The organism is Pseudomonas sp. S3_G06, from assembly GCF_054667565.1.
On the sequence record NZ_CP162738.1, the window covers coordinates 5800587 to 5815684 of the forward strand.

Annotated in this window: 11 protein-coding genes, 4 tRNA genes and 2 rRNA genes; all 17 read left to right on the forward strand. The window is 54.5% G+C overall.

The window, feature by feature from the left end; all coding sequences use genetic code 11:
• Positions 1-152 precede the first annotated feature (152 nt).
• The 17 genes from AB4N47_RS25890 to rpoB all read left to right on the forward strand — a co-directional run bounded on the left by AB4N47_RS25890 (position 153) and on the right by rpoB (position 15057).
• Positions 153-3046: ribosomal RNA gene (locus AB4N47_RS25890) — 23S ribosomal RNA — on the forward strand.
• A 156-nt stretch (positions 3047-3202) separates the two neighbouring features.
• Positions 3203-3318 (forward strand): 5S ribosomal RNA (gene rrf / locus AB4N47_RS25895).
• Positions 3319-3450: 132 nt separating this feature from the next.
• The gene (gene birA / locus AB4N47_RS25900; protein ID WP_016772932.1) at positions 3451-4404 is read left to right on the forward strand and encodes a bifunctional biotin--[acetyl-CoA-carboxylase] ligase/biotin operon repressor BirA; all 954 of its coding nucleotides are present in this window, start codon (positions 3451-3453) and stop codon (positions 4402-4404) included.
• Positions 4394-5146, forward strand: a complete 753-nt coding sequence (locus AB4N47_RS25905; protein ID WP_341639292.1) for a pantothenate kinase — start codon at positions 4394-4396, stop codon at positions 5144-5146. Before birA ends, AB4N47_RS25905 begins: the two co-directional genes overlap by 11 nt.
• Positions 5147-5153: 7 nt before the next feature.
• Positions 5154-5585, forward strand: a complete 432-nt coding sequence (locus tag AB4N47_RS25910; RefSeq protein WP_136494124.1) for a hypothetical protein — start codon at positions 5154-5156, stop codon at positions 5583-5585.
• Between the two features lie 142 nt (positions 5586-5727).
• Positions 5728-5812: transfer RNA gene (locus AB4N47_RS25915), tRNA-Tyr, on the forward strand.
• A gap of 25 nt (positions 5813-5837) precedes the next feature.
• Positions 5838-5911 (forward strand) — tRNA-Gly (locus AB4N47_RS25920).
• Between the two features lie 27 nt (positions 5912-5938).
• Positions 5939-6014 (forward strand) — tRNA-Thr (locus AB4N47_RS25925).
• Positions 6015-6099: 85 nt separating this feature from the next.
• Entirely contained in the window at positions 6100-7293 is a 1194-nt protein-coding gene (gene tuf / locus AB4N47_RS25930) for an elongation factor Tu (protein ID WP_024014521.1), read from the forward strand.
• A gap of 53 nt (positions 7294-7346) precedes the next feature.
• Positions 7347-7422: transfer RNA gene (locus tag AB4N47_RS25935), tRNA-Trp, on the forward strand.
• A 45-nt stretch (positions 7423-7467) separates the two neighbouring features.
• Positions 7468-7836: a preprotein translocase subunit SecE gene (secE, locus tag AB4N47_RS25940; RefSeq protein ID WP_016772937.1), complete on the forward strand. Its 369-nt coding sequence runs from the start codon at positions 7468-7470 to the stop codon at positions 7834-7836.
• Between the two features lie 9 nt (positions 7837-7845).
• Positions 7846-8379: a transcription termination/antitermination protein NusG gene (gene nusG / locus AB4N47_RS25945; protein WP_007957598.1), complete on the forward strand. Its 534-nt coding sequence runs from the start codon at positions 7846-7848 to the stop codon at positions 8377-8379.
• 118 nt (positions 8380-8497) lie between these two features.
• Entirely contained in the window at positions 8498-8929 is a 432-nt protein-coding gene (gene rplK / locus AB4N47_RS25950) for a 50S ribosomal protein L11 (protein ID WP_003176435.1), read from the forward strand.
• Entirely contained in the window at positions 8929-9624 is a 696-nt protein-coding gene (rplA, locus tag AB4N47_RS25955) for a 50S ribosomal protein L1 (protein WP_016772938.1), read from the forward strand. The genes rplK and rplA overlap by 1 nt, the downstream gene beginning before the upstream one ends.
• A 198-nt stretch (positions 9625-9822) precedes the next feature.
• Positions 9823-10323, forward strand: a complete 501-nt coding sequence (gene rplJ, locus AB4N47_RS25960) for a 50S ribosomal protein L10 (RefSeq protein WP_008081912.1) — start codon at positions 9823-9825, stop codon at positions 10321-10323.
• Positions 10324-10396: 73 nt separating this feature from the next.
• Entirely contained in the window at positions 10397-10762 is a 366-nt protein-coding gene (gene rplL, locus AB4N47_RS25965; protein ID WP_007962228.1) for a 50S ribosomal protein L7/L12, read from the forward strand.
• A gap of 221 nt (positions 10763-10983) precedes the next feature.
• Positions 10984-15057, forward strand: coding sequence for a DNA-directed RNA polymerase subunit beta (rpoB, locus tag AB4N47_RS25970; protein ID WP_016772939.1), 4074 nt, complete (start codon positions 10984-10986; stop codon positions 15055-15057).
• Positions 15058-15098: the final 41 nt, after the last annotated feature.

The window sequence follows — 15098 nt, forward strand, 5'->3', positions numbered from 1 at the left end:
AATTTGGGTATGTGATAGAAAGATAGACTGAACGTTACTTTCACTGGTAACGGATCAGGCTAAGGTAAAATTTGTGAGTTCTCTTAGTTGAGAAATTCGAATTTTCGGCGAATGTCGTCTTCACAGTATAACCAGATTGCTTGGGGTTATATGGTCAAGTGAAGAAGCGCATACGGTGGATGCCTTGGCAGTCAGAGGCGATGAAAGACGTGGTAGCCTGCGAAAAGCTTCGGGGAGTCGGCAAACAGACTTTGATCCGGAGATGTCTGAATGGGGGAACCCAGCCATCATAAGATGGTTATCTTGTACTGAATACATAGGTGCAAGAGGCGAACCAGGGGAACTGAAACATCTAAGTACCCTGAGGAAAAGAAATCAACCGAGATTCCCTTAGTAGTGGCGAGCGAACGGGGACTAGCCCTTAAGTGGCTTTGAGATTAGCGGAACGCTCTGGAAAGTGCGGCCATAGTGGGTGATAGCCCTGTACGCGAAAATCTCTTAGTCATGAAATCGAGTAGGACGGAGCACGAGAAACTTTGTCTGAATATGGGGGGACCATCCTCCAAGGCTAAATACTACTGACTGACCGATAGTGAACTAGTACCGTGAGGGAAAGGCGAAAAGAACCCCGGAGAGGGGAGTGAAATAGATCCTGAAACCGTATGCGTACAAGCAGTGGGAGCAGACTTTGTTCTGTGACTGCGTACCTTTTGTATAATGGGTCAGCGACTTATTTTCAGTGGCGAGCTTAACCGAATAGGGGAGGCGTAGCGAAAGCGAGTCTTAATAGGGCGTCTAGTCGCTGGGAATAGACCCGAAACCGGGCGATCTATCCATGGGCAGGTTGAAGGTTAGGTAACACTGACTGGAGGACCGAACCGACTACCGTTGAAAAGTTAGCGGATGACCTGTGGATCGGAGTGAAAGGCTAATCAAGCTCGGAGATAGCTGGTTCTCCTCGAAAGCTATTTAGGTAGCGCCTCATGTATCACTGTAGGGGGTAGAGCACTGTTTCGGCTAGGGGGTCATCCCGACTTACCAAACCGATGCAAACTCCGAATACCTACAAGTGCCGAGCATGGGAGACACACGGCGGGTGCTAACGTCCGTCGTGAAAAGGGAAACAACCCAGACCGTCAGCTAAGGTCCCAAAGTTATGGTTAAGTGGGAAACGATGTGGGAAGGCTTAGACAGCTAGGAGGTTGGCTTAGAAGCAGCCACCCTTTAAAGAAAGCGTAATAGCTCACTAGTCGAGTCGGCCTGCGCGGAAGATGTAACGGGGCTCAAACCATACACCGAAGCTACGGGTATCACCTTCGGGTGATGCGGTAGAGGAGCGTTCTGTAAGCCTGTGAAGGTGAGTTGAGAAGCTTGCTGGAGGTATCAGAAGTGCGAATGCTGACATGAGTAACGACAATGGGTGTGAAAAACACCCACGCCGAAAGACCAAGGTTTCCTGCGCAACGTTAATCGACGCAGGGTTAGTCGGTCCCTAAGGCGAGGCTGAAAAGCGTAGTCGATGGAAAACAGGTTAATATTCCTGTACTTCTGGTTATTGCGATGGAGGGACGGAGAAGGCTAGGCCAGCTTGGCGTTGGTTGTCCAAGTTTAAGGTGGTAGGCTGAGATCTTAGGTAAATCCGGGATCTTAAGGCCGAGAGCTGATGACGAGTTACCCTTTGGGTGACGAAGTGGTTGATGCCATGCTTCCAAGAAAAGCTTCTAAGCTTCAGGTAACCAGGAACCGTACCCCAAACCGACACAGGTGGTTGGGTAGAGAATACCAAGGCGCTTGAGAGAACTCGGGTGAAGGAACTAGGCAAAATGGCACCGTAACTTCGGGAGAAGGTGCGCCGGTGAGGGTGAAGGACTTGCTCCGTAAGCTCATGCCGGTCGAAGATACCAGGCCGCTGCGACTGTTTATTAAAAACACAGCACTCTGCAAACACGAAAGTGGACGTATAGGGTGTGACGCCTGCCCGGTGCCGGAAGGTTAATTGATGGGGTTAGCTAACGCGAAGCTCTTGATCGAAGCCCCGGTAAACGGCGGCCGTAACTATAACGGTCCTAAGGTAGCGAAATTCCTTGTCGGGTAAGTTCCGACCTGCACGAATGGCGTAACGATGGCGGCGCTGTCTCCACCCGAGACTCAGTGAAATTGAAATCGCTGTGAAGATGCAGTGTATCCGCGGCTAGACGGAAAGACCCCGTGAACCTTTACTATAGCTTTGCACTGGACTTTGAATTTGCTTGTGTAGGATAGGTGGGAGGCTTTGAAGCGTGGACGCCAGTTCGCGTGGAGCCATCCTTGAAATACCACCCTGGCAACTTTGAGGTTCTAACTCAGGTCCGTTATCCGGATCGAGGACAGTGTATGGTGGGTAGTTTGACTGGGGCGGTCTCCTCCTAAAGAGTAACGGAGGAGTACGAAGGTGCGCTCAGACCGGTCGGAAATCGGTCGTAGAGTATAAAGGCAAAAGCGCGCTTGACTGCGAGACAGACACGTCGAGCAGGTACGAAAGTAGGTCTTAGTGATCCGGTGGTTCTGTATGGAAGGGCCATCGCTCAACGGATAAAAGGTACTCCGGGGATAACAGGCTGATACCGCCCAAGAGTTCATATCGACGGCGGTGTTTGGCACCTCGATGTCGGCTCATCACATCCTGGGGCTGAAGCCGGTCCCAAGGGTATGGCTGTTCGCCATTTAAAGTGGTACGCGAGCTGGGTTTAGAACGTCGTGAGACAGTTCGGTCCCTATCTGCCGTGGACGTTTGAGATTTGAGAGGGGCTGCTCCTAGTACGAGAGGACCGGAGTGGACGAACCTCTGGTGTTCCGGTTGTCACGCCAGTGGCATTGCCGGGTAGCTATGTTCGGGAAAGATAACCGCTGAAAGCATCTAAGCGGGAAACTTGCCTCAAGATGAGATCTCACTGGAACCTTGAGTTCCCTGAAGGGCCGTCGAAGACTACGACGTTGATAGGTTGGGTGTGTAAGCGCTGTGAGGCGTTGAGCTAACCAATACTAATTGCCCGTGAGGCTTGACCATATAACACCCAAGCAATTTGCTGACCTGAGAAGGCACCAGATTGCGGTGTGTGAAGACGAAACGAACCGAAAGTTCGAAGCGCACAAACACCGAAAGCTGTCACATACCCAATTTGCTGAAGCGAGGCCATCTGGTCACGAGTCAGTACCCGAATTTCTTGACGACCATAGAGCGTTGGAACCACCTGATCCCATCCCGAACTCAGCAGTGAAACGATGCATCGCCGATGGTAGTGTGGGGTTTCCCCATGTGAGAGTAGGTCATCGTCAAGATTAAATTCCGAAACCCCAATTGCGAAAGCAGTTGGGGTTTTGTTTTGCCTGCGAGAAATGTGTCCGCTTGATTTCTATGCAACAGCCCGGGGCATGGCTATTATGCGGGCCTCATTGTGAGGCGATACCTGCATGCTGACGTTGTTGAATCTACTGAAGGATGGACGATTCCATTCCGGACAGGACCTGGGTGTTGCCCTGGGAATAAGCCGAAGTGCTGTATGGAAGCAGCTACAACAGCTAGAAGCTGAACTTGGCCTGTCGATCCATAAAGTTCGCGGTCGCGGATATCAATTGTCGACGCCTCTGACGCTCCTTGATCCTCTGGAAATAACCAGGAAGATGCCTCAATGGCCGGTGCGTGTGTTCGACTCTGTTGACTCGACAAATGCCGAAGCTCTGCGCTCCATCAGTGACGGCGCCGCCGCGCCGTTTTTGGTGCTCGCGGAGCGACAATTGGCAGGCCGTGGTCGTCGAGGTCGTAAGTGGGTAAGCCCATTTGCAGAAAATCTTTATTACAGCCTTGTACTCCGCATCGAAGGCGGCATGCGTCAGCTTGAGGGATTGAGCCTTGTTGTTGGCTTGGCGGTGATGCAGGCCTTGCGAAACACCGGTGTGCCCAATGCCGGTTTGAAGTGGCCCAATGATGTTTTGGTGGGTAACAAGAAAATAGCTGGCATTCTGCTCGAACTCGTCGGCGATCCGGCGGATGTGTGTCATGTTGTATTGGGTATAGGAATCAACGTGAATATGCAGGTTGCCGATGAGGTCGACCAGCAATGGACTTCTATAAAACTGGAGTCAGGCAAAGCCTGCGATCGCAATGCTCTGGTGGTTGAATTGAGTAATCAACTCAAGACTTATATCCATAAACACCAGCTCAACGGGTTCGCGAGTCTGCAGGCAGAATGGGCGGAAAATCATCTGTGGCAGGGGCGCTCCGTGTCGTTGATCGCGGGTAACAGCCGTATCGATGGAGTAGTGCTCGGGATTGATAACCAAGGCGGGTTGCGCTTGATTGTAGATGGTGTCGAAAAGGCCTTTAGTGGCGGAGAGCTCAGCCTGAGGTTGCGTGATGATTCTTGAGCTTGACTGCGGCAATAGCTTTATAAAATGGCGCGTGCTGGATGCGTCGGCCAGCGAGCTGGTCTCGGAAGGAGTTGTAGATTCCAATCAGGCTTTGCTTGAGAGCCTACGCATCATAAAGTCACTCTCGCTGCGCAAGTGTCGTTTGGTAAGCGTCAGGACCAACGAGGAAACCAGTGCTTTAACCGAAATGCTTGAGCGCGAGTTCAGTATTCCTATCTCGTGTGCGAAGCCCGCTCGCGAGATGTCTGGTGTTCGAAACGGCTACGAAGACTATGAGCTTCTGGGGCTTGATCGCTGGCTGGCGATGCTTGGCGGCTTTCACCTGGCTGCCGGGAGTGCTTGTCTGGTTCTCGACTTCGGTACCGCGGTTACTGCCGATTTTGTGGGGCCTGACGGTGAGCATCTCGGTGGGTTCATTTGTCCAGGCATGCCTTTGATGCGAAACCAGCTTCGCACCCATACCCGTAAAATTCGTTATGGTGATGAGGCGGCAGAGCGCGCCCTTTCCAGTCATGTCCCGGGGCGTACCACCGTGGAAGCGGTGGAGCGCGGTTGTTCTTTGATGCTGAGGGGCTTTGTTCTCACTCAATTAGAGCTGGCTCGAGCGTACTGGGGAGAGCAATTCACCGTCTTTATTACGGGAGGGGATGCCGAGTTGGTTAAAGGCGTCGCGCCTGACGCCAGGGTCGTGCCCGACCTGGTTTTTGTCGGCTTGGCGATGGCGTGTCCCTTGTCCTGAGGTTTATATGCGTTGGTTGTTCCTGCTCCTAGTGGTTCTCAATGTTTTTTACTATGTCTGGCATCAGCAGGAAGCGCCCTTGCGAGCCAAAGATGTAACGCCCCTTAGTCTGTATCGCGGTGCGCAGCAGGATATCCGTCTACTGAGCGAAACTGCTGGTGAAAGCGGGAGAGGGCAGGTGGTGCCGCGTCAGCAGTGTCTCTTCGTTGGTGGATTTTCTGAAGAGGATTCAATTGCCAGGTTGCAACAGCGCTTGGTGGCGATGAAGGTCAATGCTCAATCCGTGCCGAAAGCTGCTGCAGGAAGCGGTTACTGGCTTGCAGTTGCGCCGGATGGCCAGCCTTTGTTGGGCGATCAGCAGTTGCAAAACCTTTCCAAGGAATTCAATGGGTTAAAACATAAAATAATGCTGTGCGAAGGGGTTGCACCTGCTCAATAGTTTGCATAGAATGGCGCCCGCTCCACAGCGAACACCTTAAACGGGATTCGAAGTGAAGCGTGTCAACGCAGCTAACCTCAGGTTTTTAAATGAGAAAATGCTTGACAGGGGTTTGGCATGATATAGAATGCCGGCCTGATTAGGAGGGGTTCCCGAGCGGCCAAAGGGATCAGACTGTAAATCTGACGTCTACGACTTCGAAGGTTCGAATCCTTCTCCCTCCACCAGATTTAAGCGTGAGCTGCAGGCTCCGCGGGTATAGTTTAGTGGTAGAACCTCAGCCTTCCAAGCTGATGATGCGGGTTCGATTCCCGCTACCCGCTCCAAGTTTGCAGGTTGTGCAAAAGGGTTTTGCTCTTGTAGCTCAGTTGGTAGAGCACACCCTTGGTAAGGGTGAGGTCAGCGGTTCAAATCCGCTCAAGAGCTCCATATAACAAGGCAGATATGAAAATATCTGCCTTTGTTTTAATGGTTGATATTGTTTGTCTAATTTCTTCTGTAGAGGGTGATATCGATGGCTAAGGAAAAATTTGATCGTTCCCTGCCCCACGTCAACGTTGGGACCATTGGTCACGTTGACCACGGTAAAACCACTCTGACTGCTGCTCTGACTCGCGTCTGCTCCGAAGTTTTCGGTTCGGCCGTCGTTGAATTCGACAAGATCGACAGCGCACCGGAAGAAAAAGCTCGCGGTATCACCATCAACACCGCTCACGTTGAGTACAACTCGACTATTCGTCACTACGCTCACGTTGACTGCCCAGGTCACGCTGACTATGTGAAGAACATGATCACCGGTGCTGCCCAGATGGACGGCGCGATCCTGGTTTGCTCGGCCGCTGATGGTCCGATGCCACAAACCCGTGAGCACATCCTGCTGTCCCGCCAGGTAGGCGTTCCGTACATCGTGGTTTTCCTGAACAAGGCTGACCTGGTAGACGACGCTGAGCTGCTGGAACTGGTTGAGATGGAAGTTCGTGACCTGCTGTCGACCTACGACTTCCCAGGCGACGACACTCCGATCATCATCGGTTCGGCTCGTATGGCGCTGGAAGGCAAAGACGACAACGAAATGGGCACCACTGCCGTTCGTAAACTGGTTGAAACTCTGGATACCTACATCCCAGAACCAGTTCGTATGATCGACAAGCCATTCCTGATGCCAATCGAAGACGTGTTCTCGATCTCGGGTCGCGGTACTGTTGTGACTGGTCGTATCGAGCGCGGTATCGTTCGCGTTCAGGACGCTCTGGAAATCGTTGGTCTGCGTGACACCACCACCACCACCTGCACCGGTGTTGAGATGTTCCGCAAACTGCTCGACGAAGGTCGTGCTGGCGAGAACTGCGGCGTTCTGCTGCGTGGTACCAAGCGTGACGACGTTGAGCGTGGCCAGGTTCTGGTCAAGCCAGGTTCGGTCAAGCCGCACACCAAGTTCACCGCAGAAGTTTACGTTCTGAGCAAGGAAGAAGGCGGTCGTCACACTCCGTTCTTCAAAGGCTACCGTCCACAGTTCTACTTCCGTACTACTGACGTGACCGGTAACTGCGAGCTGCCAGAAGGCGTTGAAATGGTAATGCCAGGTGACAACATTCAGATGACTGTTACCCTGATCAAAACCATCGCGATGGAAGACGGTCTGCGTTTCGCTATCCGTGAAGGCGGTCGTACCGTCGGCGCTGGCGTCGTAGCCAAAATCATCGAATAAGCGGTTGTAATGTATTTTTCGGGCCGGCATAATGGTCGGCCTGATTTTGTTTTAGGTCAGTAGCTCAATTGGCAGAGCGACGGTCTCCAAAACCGTAGGTTGGGGGTTCGATTCCCTCCTGACCTGCCAGATTCACTCGGTGTGTCTGGCTTTCTTTTCACAGGATCTTCATAGATGACTCCTAAAGCTGAAGCTCAAGGCTCTCGCTTCGATCTGCTCAAGTGGCTTGTAGTAGTCGCTTTGGTAGTTGTTGGCGTTGTTGGCAATCAGTATTACGCTGCTTCGCCGATCCTGTACCGTGTACTCGCATTGCTTGCCATTGCTGCTGTAGCTGCCTTTGTAGGCCTGCAGACCGCGAAGGGCAAGTCTTTCTTTGTACTGGTTAAGGAAGCTCGCACCGAGATTCGTAAAGTCGTGTGGCCAACTCGCCAAGAAACCACGCAGACCACGCTGATTGTCGTGGCTGTTGTTCTGGTTATGGCGTTGCTGTTGTGGGGTCTTGATTCCCTGCTCGGCTGGCTTGTTTCCTTGATTGTCGGCTAAGGGTGTCCCGTGGCTAAGCGTTGGTATGTTGTGCATGCTTACTCGGGTTACGAGAAGCATGTGATGCGCTCGCTGATCGAGCGCGTAAAGCTGGCTGGCATGGAAGATGGCTTCGGCGAGATTCTGGTTCCCACTGAAGAAGTGGTTGAGATGCGTAACGGCCAGAAGCGCAAAAGCGAACGGAAGTTTTTTCCAGGCTATGTGCTGGTCCAGATGGATATGAACGAGGGTACTTGGCACTTGGTCAAGGATACTCCTCGGGTGATGGGTTTTATCGGTGGTACCGCTGACAAGCCTGCGCCAATTACAGATAAAGAGGCAGAAGCGATTCTGCGTCGCGTTGCTGATGGTAGCGACAAGCCGAAGCCGAAGACTTTGTTCGAGCCGGGCGAGACTGTACGTGTCAATGACGGTCCATTCGCTGATTTCAATGGCGTTGTGGAAGAAGTTAACTACGAAAAGAGCCGGATCCAAGTGGCAGTGCTCATTTTCGGTCGCTCTACTCCGGTGGAGCTCGAGTTCAGTCAGGTCGAGAAGGTCTAACTGGACAAGCAATCCCAACCCCGCAGCCTTAGGCTGTGGGGTTTTGTCGTCACTGGGATAAACGCGCAAGTAACCGGGGAGCCTTTCGAGGCGTTCGAACCCGTAATTGGAGTGCCTCATGGCCAAGAAGATTACCGCTTACATCAAGCTGCAAGTGAAAGCCGCTCAGGCTAACCCAAGTCCACCGGTTGGTCCTGCTCTGGGTCAGCACGGCGTGAACATCATGGAGTTCTGCAAGGCTTTCAACGCCCGTACTCAGGGTCTTGAGCCAGGTCTGCCGACTCCAGTGATCATCACTGTCTACAGCGACCGTAGCTTCACTTTCGAAACCAAATCCACCCCTGCTTCGGTTCTGCTGAAGAAGGCGGCCGGTCTGACCAGCGGTTCCGCTCGTCCGAACACCGTTAAGGTTGGCACCGTTACCCGTGCTCAGCTGGAAGAAATCGCGAAAACCAAAAACGCGGATCTGACTGCAGCTGATATGGATGCAGCCGTGCGTACTATCGCCGGTTCTGCTCGTAGCATGGGCCTTAACGTGGAGGGTGTGTAATGGCTAAGCTGACCAAGCGTCAAAAGGCTATCGCCGGCAAAATCGAAGCAGGCAAAGCCTACAACATCGTAGACGCCGCTGCTCTGCTGGCCGAGCTGTCGACTGTCAAGTTCAGCGAGTCGTTCGACGTCGCTGTAAACCTGGGTGTAGACCCGCGTAAATCCGACCAGGTTGTTCGTAGCGCTACTGTGCTGCCACACGGCACTGGCAAGACCGTTCGCGTTGCTGTGTTCACCCAGGGTCCAGCTGCTGAGGCCGCTCTGGCTGCCGGCGCTGATCGTGTAGGTATGGACGACCTGGCTGCCGAAATGAAAGGCGGCGATCTGAACTATGACGTAGTGATCGCATCCCCGGATGCCATGCGCGTTGTAGGTCAGCTGGGTCAGATCCTCGGTCCACGCGGCCTGATGCCTAACCCGAAAGTCGGCACCGTAACTCCAGACGTAGCCAACGCGGTCAAGAACGCCAAGGCTGGTCAGGTTCGTTATCGCACCGACAAAAACGGCATCATCCACACTTCCGTTGGCAAGATGGGCTTCGACGCCGTCAAACTGAAGGAAAACGTTGAAGCCCTGATCGCTGATCTGAAGCGTATCAAGCCAGCTTCCTCGAAAGGCATTTACGTCAAGCGCGTTACCCTGAGCACCACCATGGGCCCAGGTCTGGTTATCGACCAGAGCTCGCTCGACGCGTAAGACAAAGGTTGGCGCGGTTTGCCGCGCCAATTGAAAGATTGGGGTCCCTGCCTGGCGGGGGCTATCCAAGACCGTAGGCGGCGCAAGCCTTAAACCTCAAGCCTACGCAGATGGTGCTCCCGGTTCCTTACCGAATCAGACACCAAAACGACATTCGGTTCCGATCGAATGAAACGGTAACAAGCAGGAGTTAAACCCGTGGCAATTAATCTCGAAGACAAGAAGGCCATCGTCGCTGAAGTCAACGAGGCTGCCAAAGTCGCTCTGTCCGCTGTCGTGGTTGATGCACGTGGCGTAACAGTAGGCGCAATGACCGGACTCCGTAAAGAGGCTCGTGAAGCTGGCGTTTACGTACGTGTTGTACGTAACACCCTGCTCAAGCGCGCTGTTGCTGACACTCAATACAGTGTCCTCAACGACGTGTTCACCGGCCCGACCCTGATTGCATTCTCGAACGAACATCCGGGCGCTGCTGCCCGTATCTTCAAAGAGTTTGCCAAGGGTCAGGACAAGTTCGAGATCAAGGCAGCTGCGTTCGAGGGCAAGTTCCTCGCAGCTAATCAGATCGACGTACTGGCAACTCTGCCGACCCGTGACGAAGCAATTTCTCAGCTGATGAGCGTGATTCAAGGCGCAACCAGCAAATTGGCTCGTACTCTGGCGGCAATTCGCGACCAGAAAGAAGCTGCCGCAGCCTAAGGCTCGTCACTTCTCGCGTTTTTTGTTTATTTCGATGGTCGCGTAGGCCGTCCCCCAATTCAGGAATTGAGTCATGTCTCTGACTAACGAACAAATCATCGAAGCAATCGGCCAGAAATCCGTAGTGGAAATCGTTGAGCTGATCAAAGCGATGGAAGAAACCTTCGGTGTTACCGCTGCTGCCGCTTCGGCTGGCCCAGCTGTAGCTGCTGCTGCTGTTGAAGAGCAAACCGAGTTCAACGTTGTTCTGCTGGAAGCTGGCGAGAAGAAGGTTAACGTGATCAAGGCAGTTCGTGAACTGACCGGTCTGGGCCTGAAAGAAGCCAAAGAGAAAGTAGACGGCGCTCCTCAGGTTGTAGCTGAAGGCGTTTCGAAAGAAGCGGCTGAAGACGCCAAGAAGAAGCTGGAAGAAGCAGGCGCTAAAGTCGAGCTGAAGTAAGCATCGACTTTGCTCCTCCAGCCCGAGCGTCAAGCGACAGGCTGATGGCTGGTGGCTCTTGCCACCGGCCTTTTTCCGTTATTGGCAGCCGACTGGGTCGGTGCCGGTAAAGGCGCTGTAACCACCCGATGCGGTGGCGCAAACCATGGGGTTTGCACGATTTTCTGGCTGCTCCCGTCGGGAGGGGCCAAACAAGCAGGTGACCAAGCTGGGGAACGCTGATGGCTTACTCATATACTGAGAAAAAACGTATCCGCAAGGACTTTAGCAAGTTGCCGGACGTCATGGATGTGCCTTACCTCCTGGCCATCCAGCTGGATTCGTATCGTGAATTCTTGCAAGCGGGAGCGACTAAAGATCAGTTCCGCGACGTGGGCCTGCATGCGGCCTTCAAATCCGTTTTCCCGATCATCAGCTACTCCGGCAATGCTGCGCTGGAGTACGTCGGTTATCGCCTGGGCGAACCGGCATTTGATGTCAAAGAATGCGTATTGCGCGGTGTAACTTTCGCCGTACCTTTGCGGGTAAAAGTGCGCCTGATCATTTTCGACAAAGAATCGTCGAACAAAGCGATCAAGGACATCAAAGAGCAAGAAGTCTACATGGGTGAAATCCCCCTGATGACTGAGAACGGTACCTTCGTAATCAACGGTACCGAGCGTGTTATCGTTTCCCAGCTGCACCGTTCCCCGGGCGTGTTCTTCGACCACGACCGCGGCAAGACGCACAGCTCCGGCAAACTGCTGTACTCGGCTCGCATCATTCCTTACCGCGGTTCGTGGCTGGACTTCGAATTCGACCCGAAAGACTGCGTCTTCGTGCGTATCGACCGTCGTCGCAAACTGCCGGCTTCGGTACTGCTGCGCGCACTCGGTTACACCACCGAAGAAGTGCTGGACGCGTTCTACACCACCAACGTATTCCACCTGAGCGGCGAAACCCTCAGCCTGGAACTGGTGCCATCGCGCCTGCGTGGTGAAGTTGCGGTTCTGGACATCCAGGACGAGAAGGGCAAGGTCATCGTTGAGCAAGGCCGCCGTATTACCGCGCGCCACATCAACCAGATCGAAAAAGCCGGTATCAAGACGCTGGACGTGCCACTGGACTACGTCCTTGGCCGCACCACCGCCAAGGCTATCGTGCACCCGGCCACCGGCGAAATCCTGGCTGAATGCAACACCGAGCTGAACACTGAAGTCCTGGCAAAAATCGCCAAGGCTCAGGTCGTTCGCATCGAGACCCTGTATACCAACGACATCGACTGCGGTCCGTTCGTCTCCGACACGCTGAAGATCGACTCCACCAGCAACCAATTGGAAGCGCTGGTCGAGATCTATCGCATGATGCGTCCAGGCGAGCCGCCAACCAAAGACGCTGCCGAGACCCTGTTCAACAACCTGTTCTTCAGCCCTGAGCGCTATGACCTGTCTGCGGTCGGCCGGATGAAGTTCAACCGTCGTATCGGTCGTACCGAGATCGAAGGTTCGGGCGTGCTGTGCAAGGAAGACATCGTCGCGGTTCTGAAGACTCTGGTCGACATCCGCAACGGTAAAGGCATCGTCGATGACATCGACCACCTGGGTAACCGTCGTGTTCGCTGCGTAGGCGAAATGGCCGAGAACCAGTTCCGCGTTGGCCTGGTACGTGTTGAGCGTGCGGTCAAAGAGCGTCTGTCGATGGCTGAAAGCGAAGGCCTGATGCCGCAAGACCTGATCAACGCCAAGCCAGTGGCTGCGGCGGTGAAAGAGTTCTTCGGTTCCAGCCAGCTGTCGCAGTTCATGGACCAGAACAACCCGCTGTCCGAGATCACCCACAAGCGTCGTGTCTCTGCACTCGGCCCTGGCGGTCTGACTCGTGAGCGCGCAGGCTTCGAAGTCCGTGACGTACACCCGACTCACTACGGTCGTGTCTGCCCGATTGAAACGCCGGAAGGTCCGAACATCGGCCTGATCAACTCCCTGGCTGCGTACGCTCGCACCAACCAGTACGGCTTCCTGGAAAGCCCGTACCGCGTGGTGAAAGAGGGTGTGGTCACCGACGAGATCGTGTTCCTGTCCGCTATTGAAGAAGCCGATCACGTGATCGCGCAGGCTTCGGCGACCATGAACGAGCAGAAAGTCCTGATCGACGAACTGGTTGCCGTACGTCACCTGAACGAATTCACCGTCAAGGCGCCGGAAGACGTCACCCTGATGGACGTTTCGCCGAAGCAGGTTGTGTCGGTTGCAGCGTCGCTGATTCCGTTCCTCGAGCACGACGACGCCAACCGTGCGTTGATGGGTTCGAACATGCAGCGTCAGGCTGTACCGACTCTGCGCGCTGACAAGCCGCTGGTAGGTACCGGCATGGAGCGTAACGTAGCCCGTGACTCCGGCGTTTGCGTCGTGGCTCGTCGTGGTGGCGTGATCGACTCCGTCGACGCCAGCCGTATCGTGGTTCGTGTTGCCGATGACGAAGTTGAAACCGGTGAAGCCGGTGTCGACATCTACAACCTGACCAAATACACCCGCTCGAACCAGAACACCTGCATCAACCAGCGTCCGCTGGTGCGTAAAGGTGATCGCGTTCAGCGTAGCGACATCATGGCCGACGGCCCGTCCACCGACATGGGTGAACTGGCGCTGGGTCAGAACATGCGCATCGCGTTCATGGCATGGAACGGCTTCAACTTCGAAGACTCCATCTGCCTGTCCGAGCGTGTGGTTCAGGAAGACCGTTTCACCACGATCCACATTCAGGAACTGACCTGTGTGGCCCGTGACACCAAGCTTGGCCCAGAGGAAATCACTGCGGACATCCCGAACGTGGGTGAAGCTGCACTGAACAAGCTGGACGAAGCCGGTATCGTTTACGTAGGTGCTGAAGTAGGCGCAGGCGACATCCTGGTTGGCAAGGTCACTCCGAAAGGCGAGACCCAACTGACTCCGGAAGAAAAACTGCTGCGTGCAATCTTCGGTGAAAAAGCCAGCGACGTTAAAGACACCTCTCTGCGCGTGCCTACCGGCACCAAAGGTACTGTCATCGACGTACAGGTCTTCACCCGTGACGGCGTTGAGCGTGATGCTCGTGCACTGTCGATCGAGAAGTCCCAGCTGGACGAGATCCGCAAGGATCTGAACGAAGAGTTCCGCATCGTTGAAGGCGCGACTTTCGAGCGTCTGCGTTCCGCACTGGTAGGCCACAAGGCTGAAGGCGGCGCCGGCCTGAAGAAAGGTCAGGACATCACCGACGAAGTACTCGACGGTCTTGAGCACGGCCAGTGGTTCAAACTGCGCATGGCTGAAGATGCTCTGAACGAGCAGCTCGAGAAGGCTCAGGCCTACATCGTTGATCGTCGCCGTCTGCTGGACGACAAGTTCGAAGACAAGAAGCGCAAACTGCAGCAGGGCGATGACCTGGCTCCAGGCGTGCTGAAAATCGTCAAGGTTTACCTGGCAATCCGTCGCCGCATCCAGCCGGGCGACAAGATGGCCGGTCGTCACGGTAACAAGGGTGTGGTCTCCGTGATCATGCCGGTTGAAGACATGCCGCACGATGCCAATGGCACCCCGGTCGACGTGGTCCTCAACCCGCTGGGCGTACCTTCGCGTATGAACGTTGGTCAGATCCTCGAAACCCACCTGGGCCTCGCGGCCAAAGGTCTGGGCGAGAAGATCAACCGGATGGTCGAAGAGCAGCGTAAAGTCGCTGAACTGCGCACCTTCCTGGACGAGATCTACAACCAGATCGGCGGTCGTAACGAAGATCTGGACAGCTTCTCCGATCAGGAAATCCTCGATCTGGCGAACAACCTGCGTGGCGGCGTTCCAATGGCCACTCCAGTGTTCGACGGCGCCAAGGAAAGCGAAATCAAGGCCATGCTGAAACTGGCAGACCTGCCGGAAAGCGGCCAGATGCAACTGACCGACGGCCGTACCGGCAACAAGTTCGAGCGTCCAGTTACCGTTGGCTACATGTACATGCTGAAGCTGAACCACTTGGTAGACGACAAGATGCACGCGCGTTCTACCGGTTCTTACAGCCTGGTTACCCAGCAGCCGCTGGGTGGTAAGGCGCAGTTCGGTGGTCAGCGTTTCGGGGAGATGGAGGTCTGGGCACTGGAAGCATACGGTGCTGCTTACACTCTGCAAGAAATGCTCACAGTGAAGTCGGACGATGTGAACGGCCGTACCAAGATGTACAAGAACATCGTGGATGGCGATCACCGTATGGAGCCGGGCATGCCCGAGTCCTTCAACGTGTTGATCAAGGAAATTCGTTCCCTCGGCATCGATATCGATCTGGAAACCGAATAACACGTGACGCGAATCGAGAGCGGGGCAGGAATGCCCGCTCT

Excerpts from the sequence above, each read along its gene's own strand:
- rplL (WP_007962228.1), top strand. The coding sequence starts at position 10,397 with ATGTCTCTGACTAACGAACAAATCATCGAAGCAATCGGCCAGAAATCC.
- birA (WP_016772932.1), top strand. The coding sequence starts at position 3,451 with ATGCTGACGTTGTTGAATCTACTGAAGGATGGACGATTCCATTCCGGA.
- secE (WP_016772937.1), top strand. The coding sequence starts at position 7,468 with ATGACTCCTAAAGCTGAAGCTCAAGGCTCTCGCTTCGATCTGCTCAAG.
- rpoB (WP_016772939.1), top strand. The coding sequence starts at position 10,984 with ATGGCTTACTCATATACTGAGAAAAAACGTATCCGCAAGGACTTTAGC.
- AB4N47_RS25910 (WP_136494124.1), top strand. The coding sequence starts at position 5,154 with ATGCGTTGGTTGTTCCTGCTCCTAGTGGTTCTCAATGTTTTTTACTAT.
- rplK (WP_003176435.1), top strand. The coding sequence starts at position 8,498 with ATGGCCAAGAAGATTACCGCTTACATCAAGCTGCAAGTGAAAGCCGCT.
- AB4N47_RS25905 (WP_341639292.1), top strand. The coding sequence starts at position 4,394 with ATGATTCTTGAGCTTGACTGCGGCAATAGCTTTATAAAATGGCGCGTG.
- rplA (WP_016772938.1), top strand. The coding sequence starts at position 8,929 with ATGGCTAAGCTGACCAAGCGTCAAAAGGCTATCGCCGGCAAAATCGAA.
- tuf (WP_024014521.1), top strand. The coding sequence starts at position 6,100 with ATGGCTAAGGAAAAATTTGATCGTTCCCTGCCCCACGTCAACGTTGGG.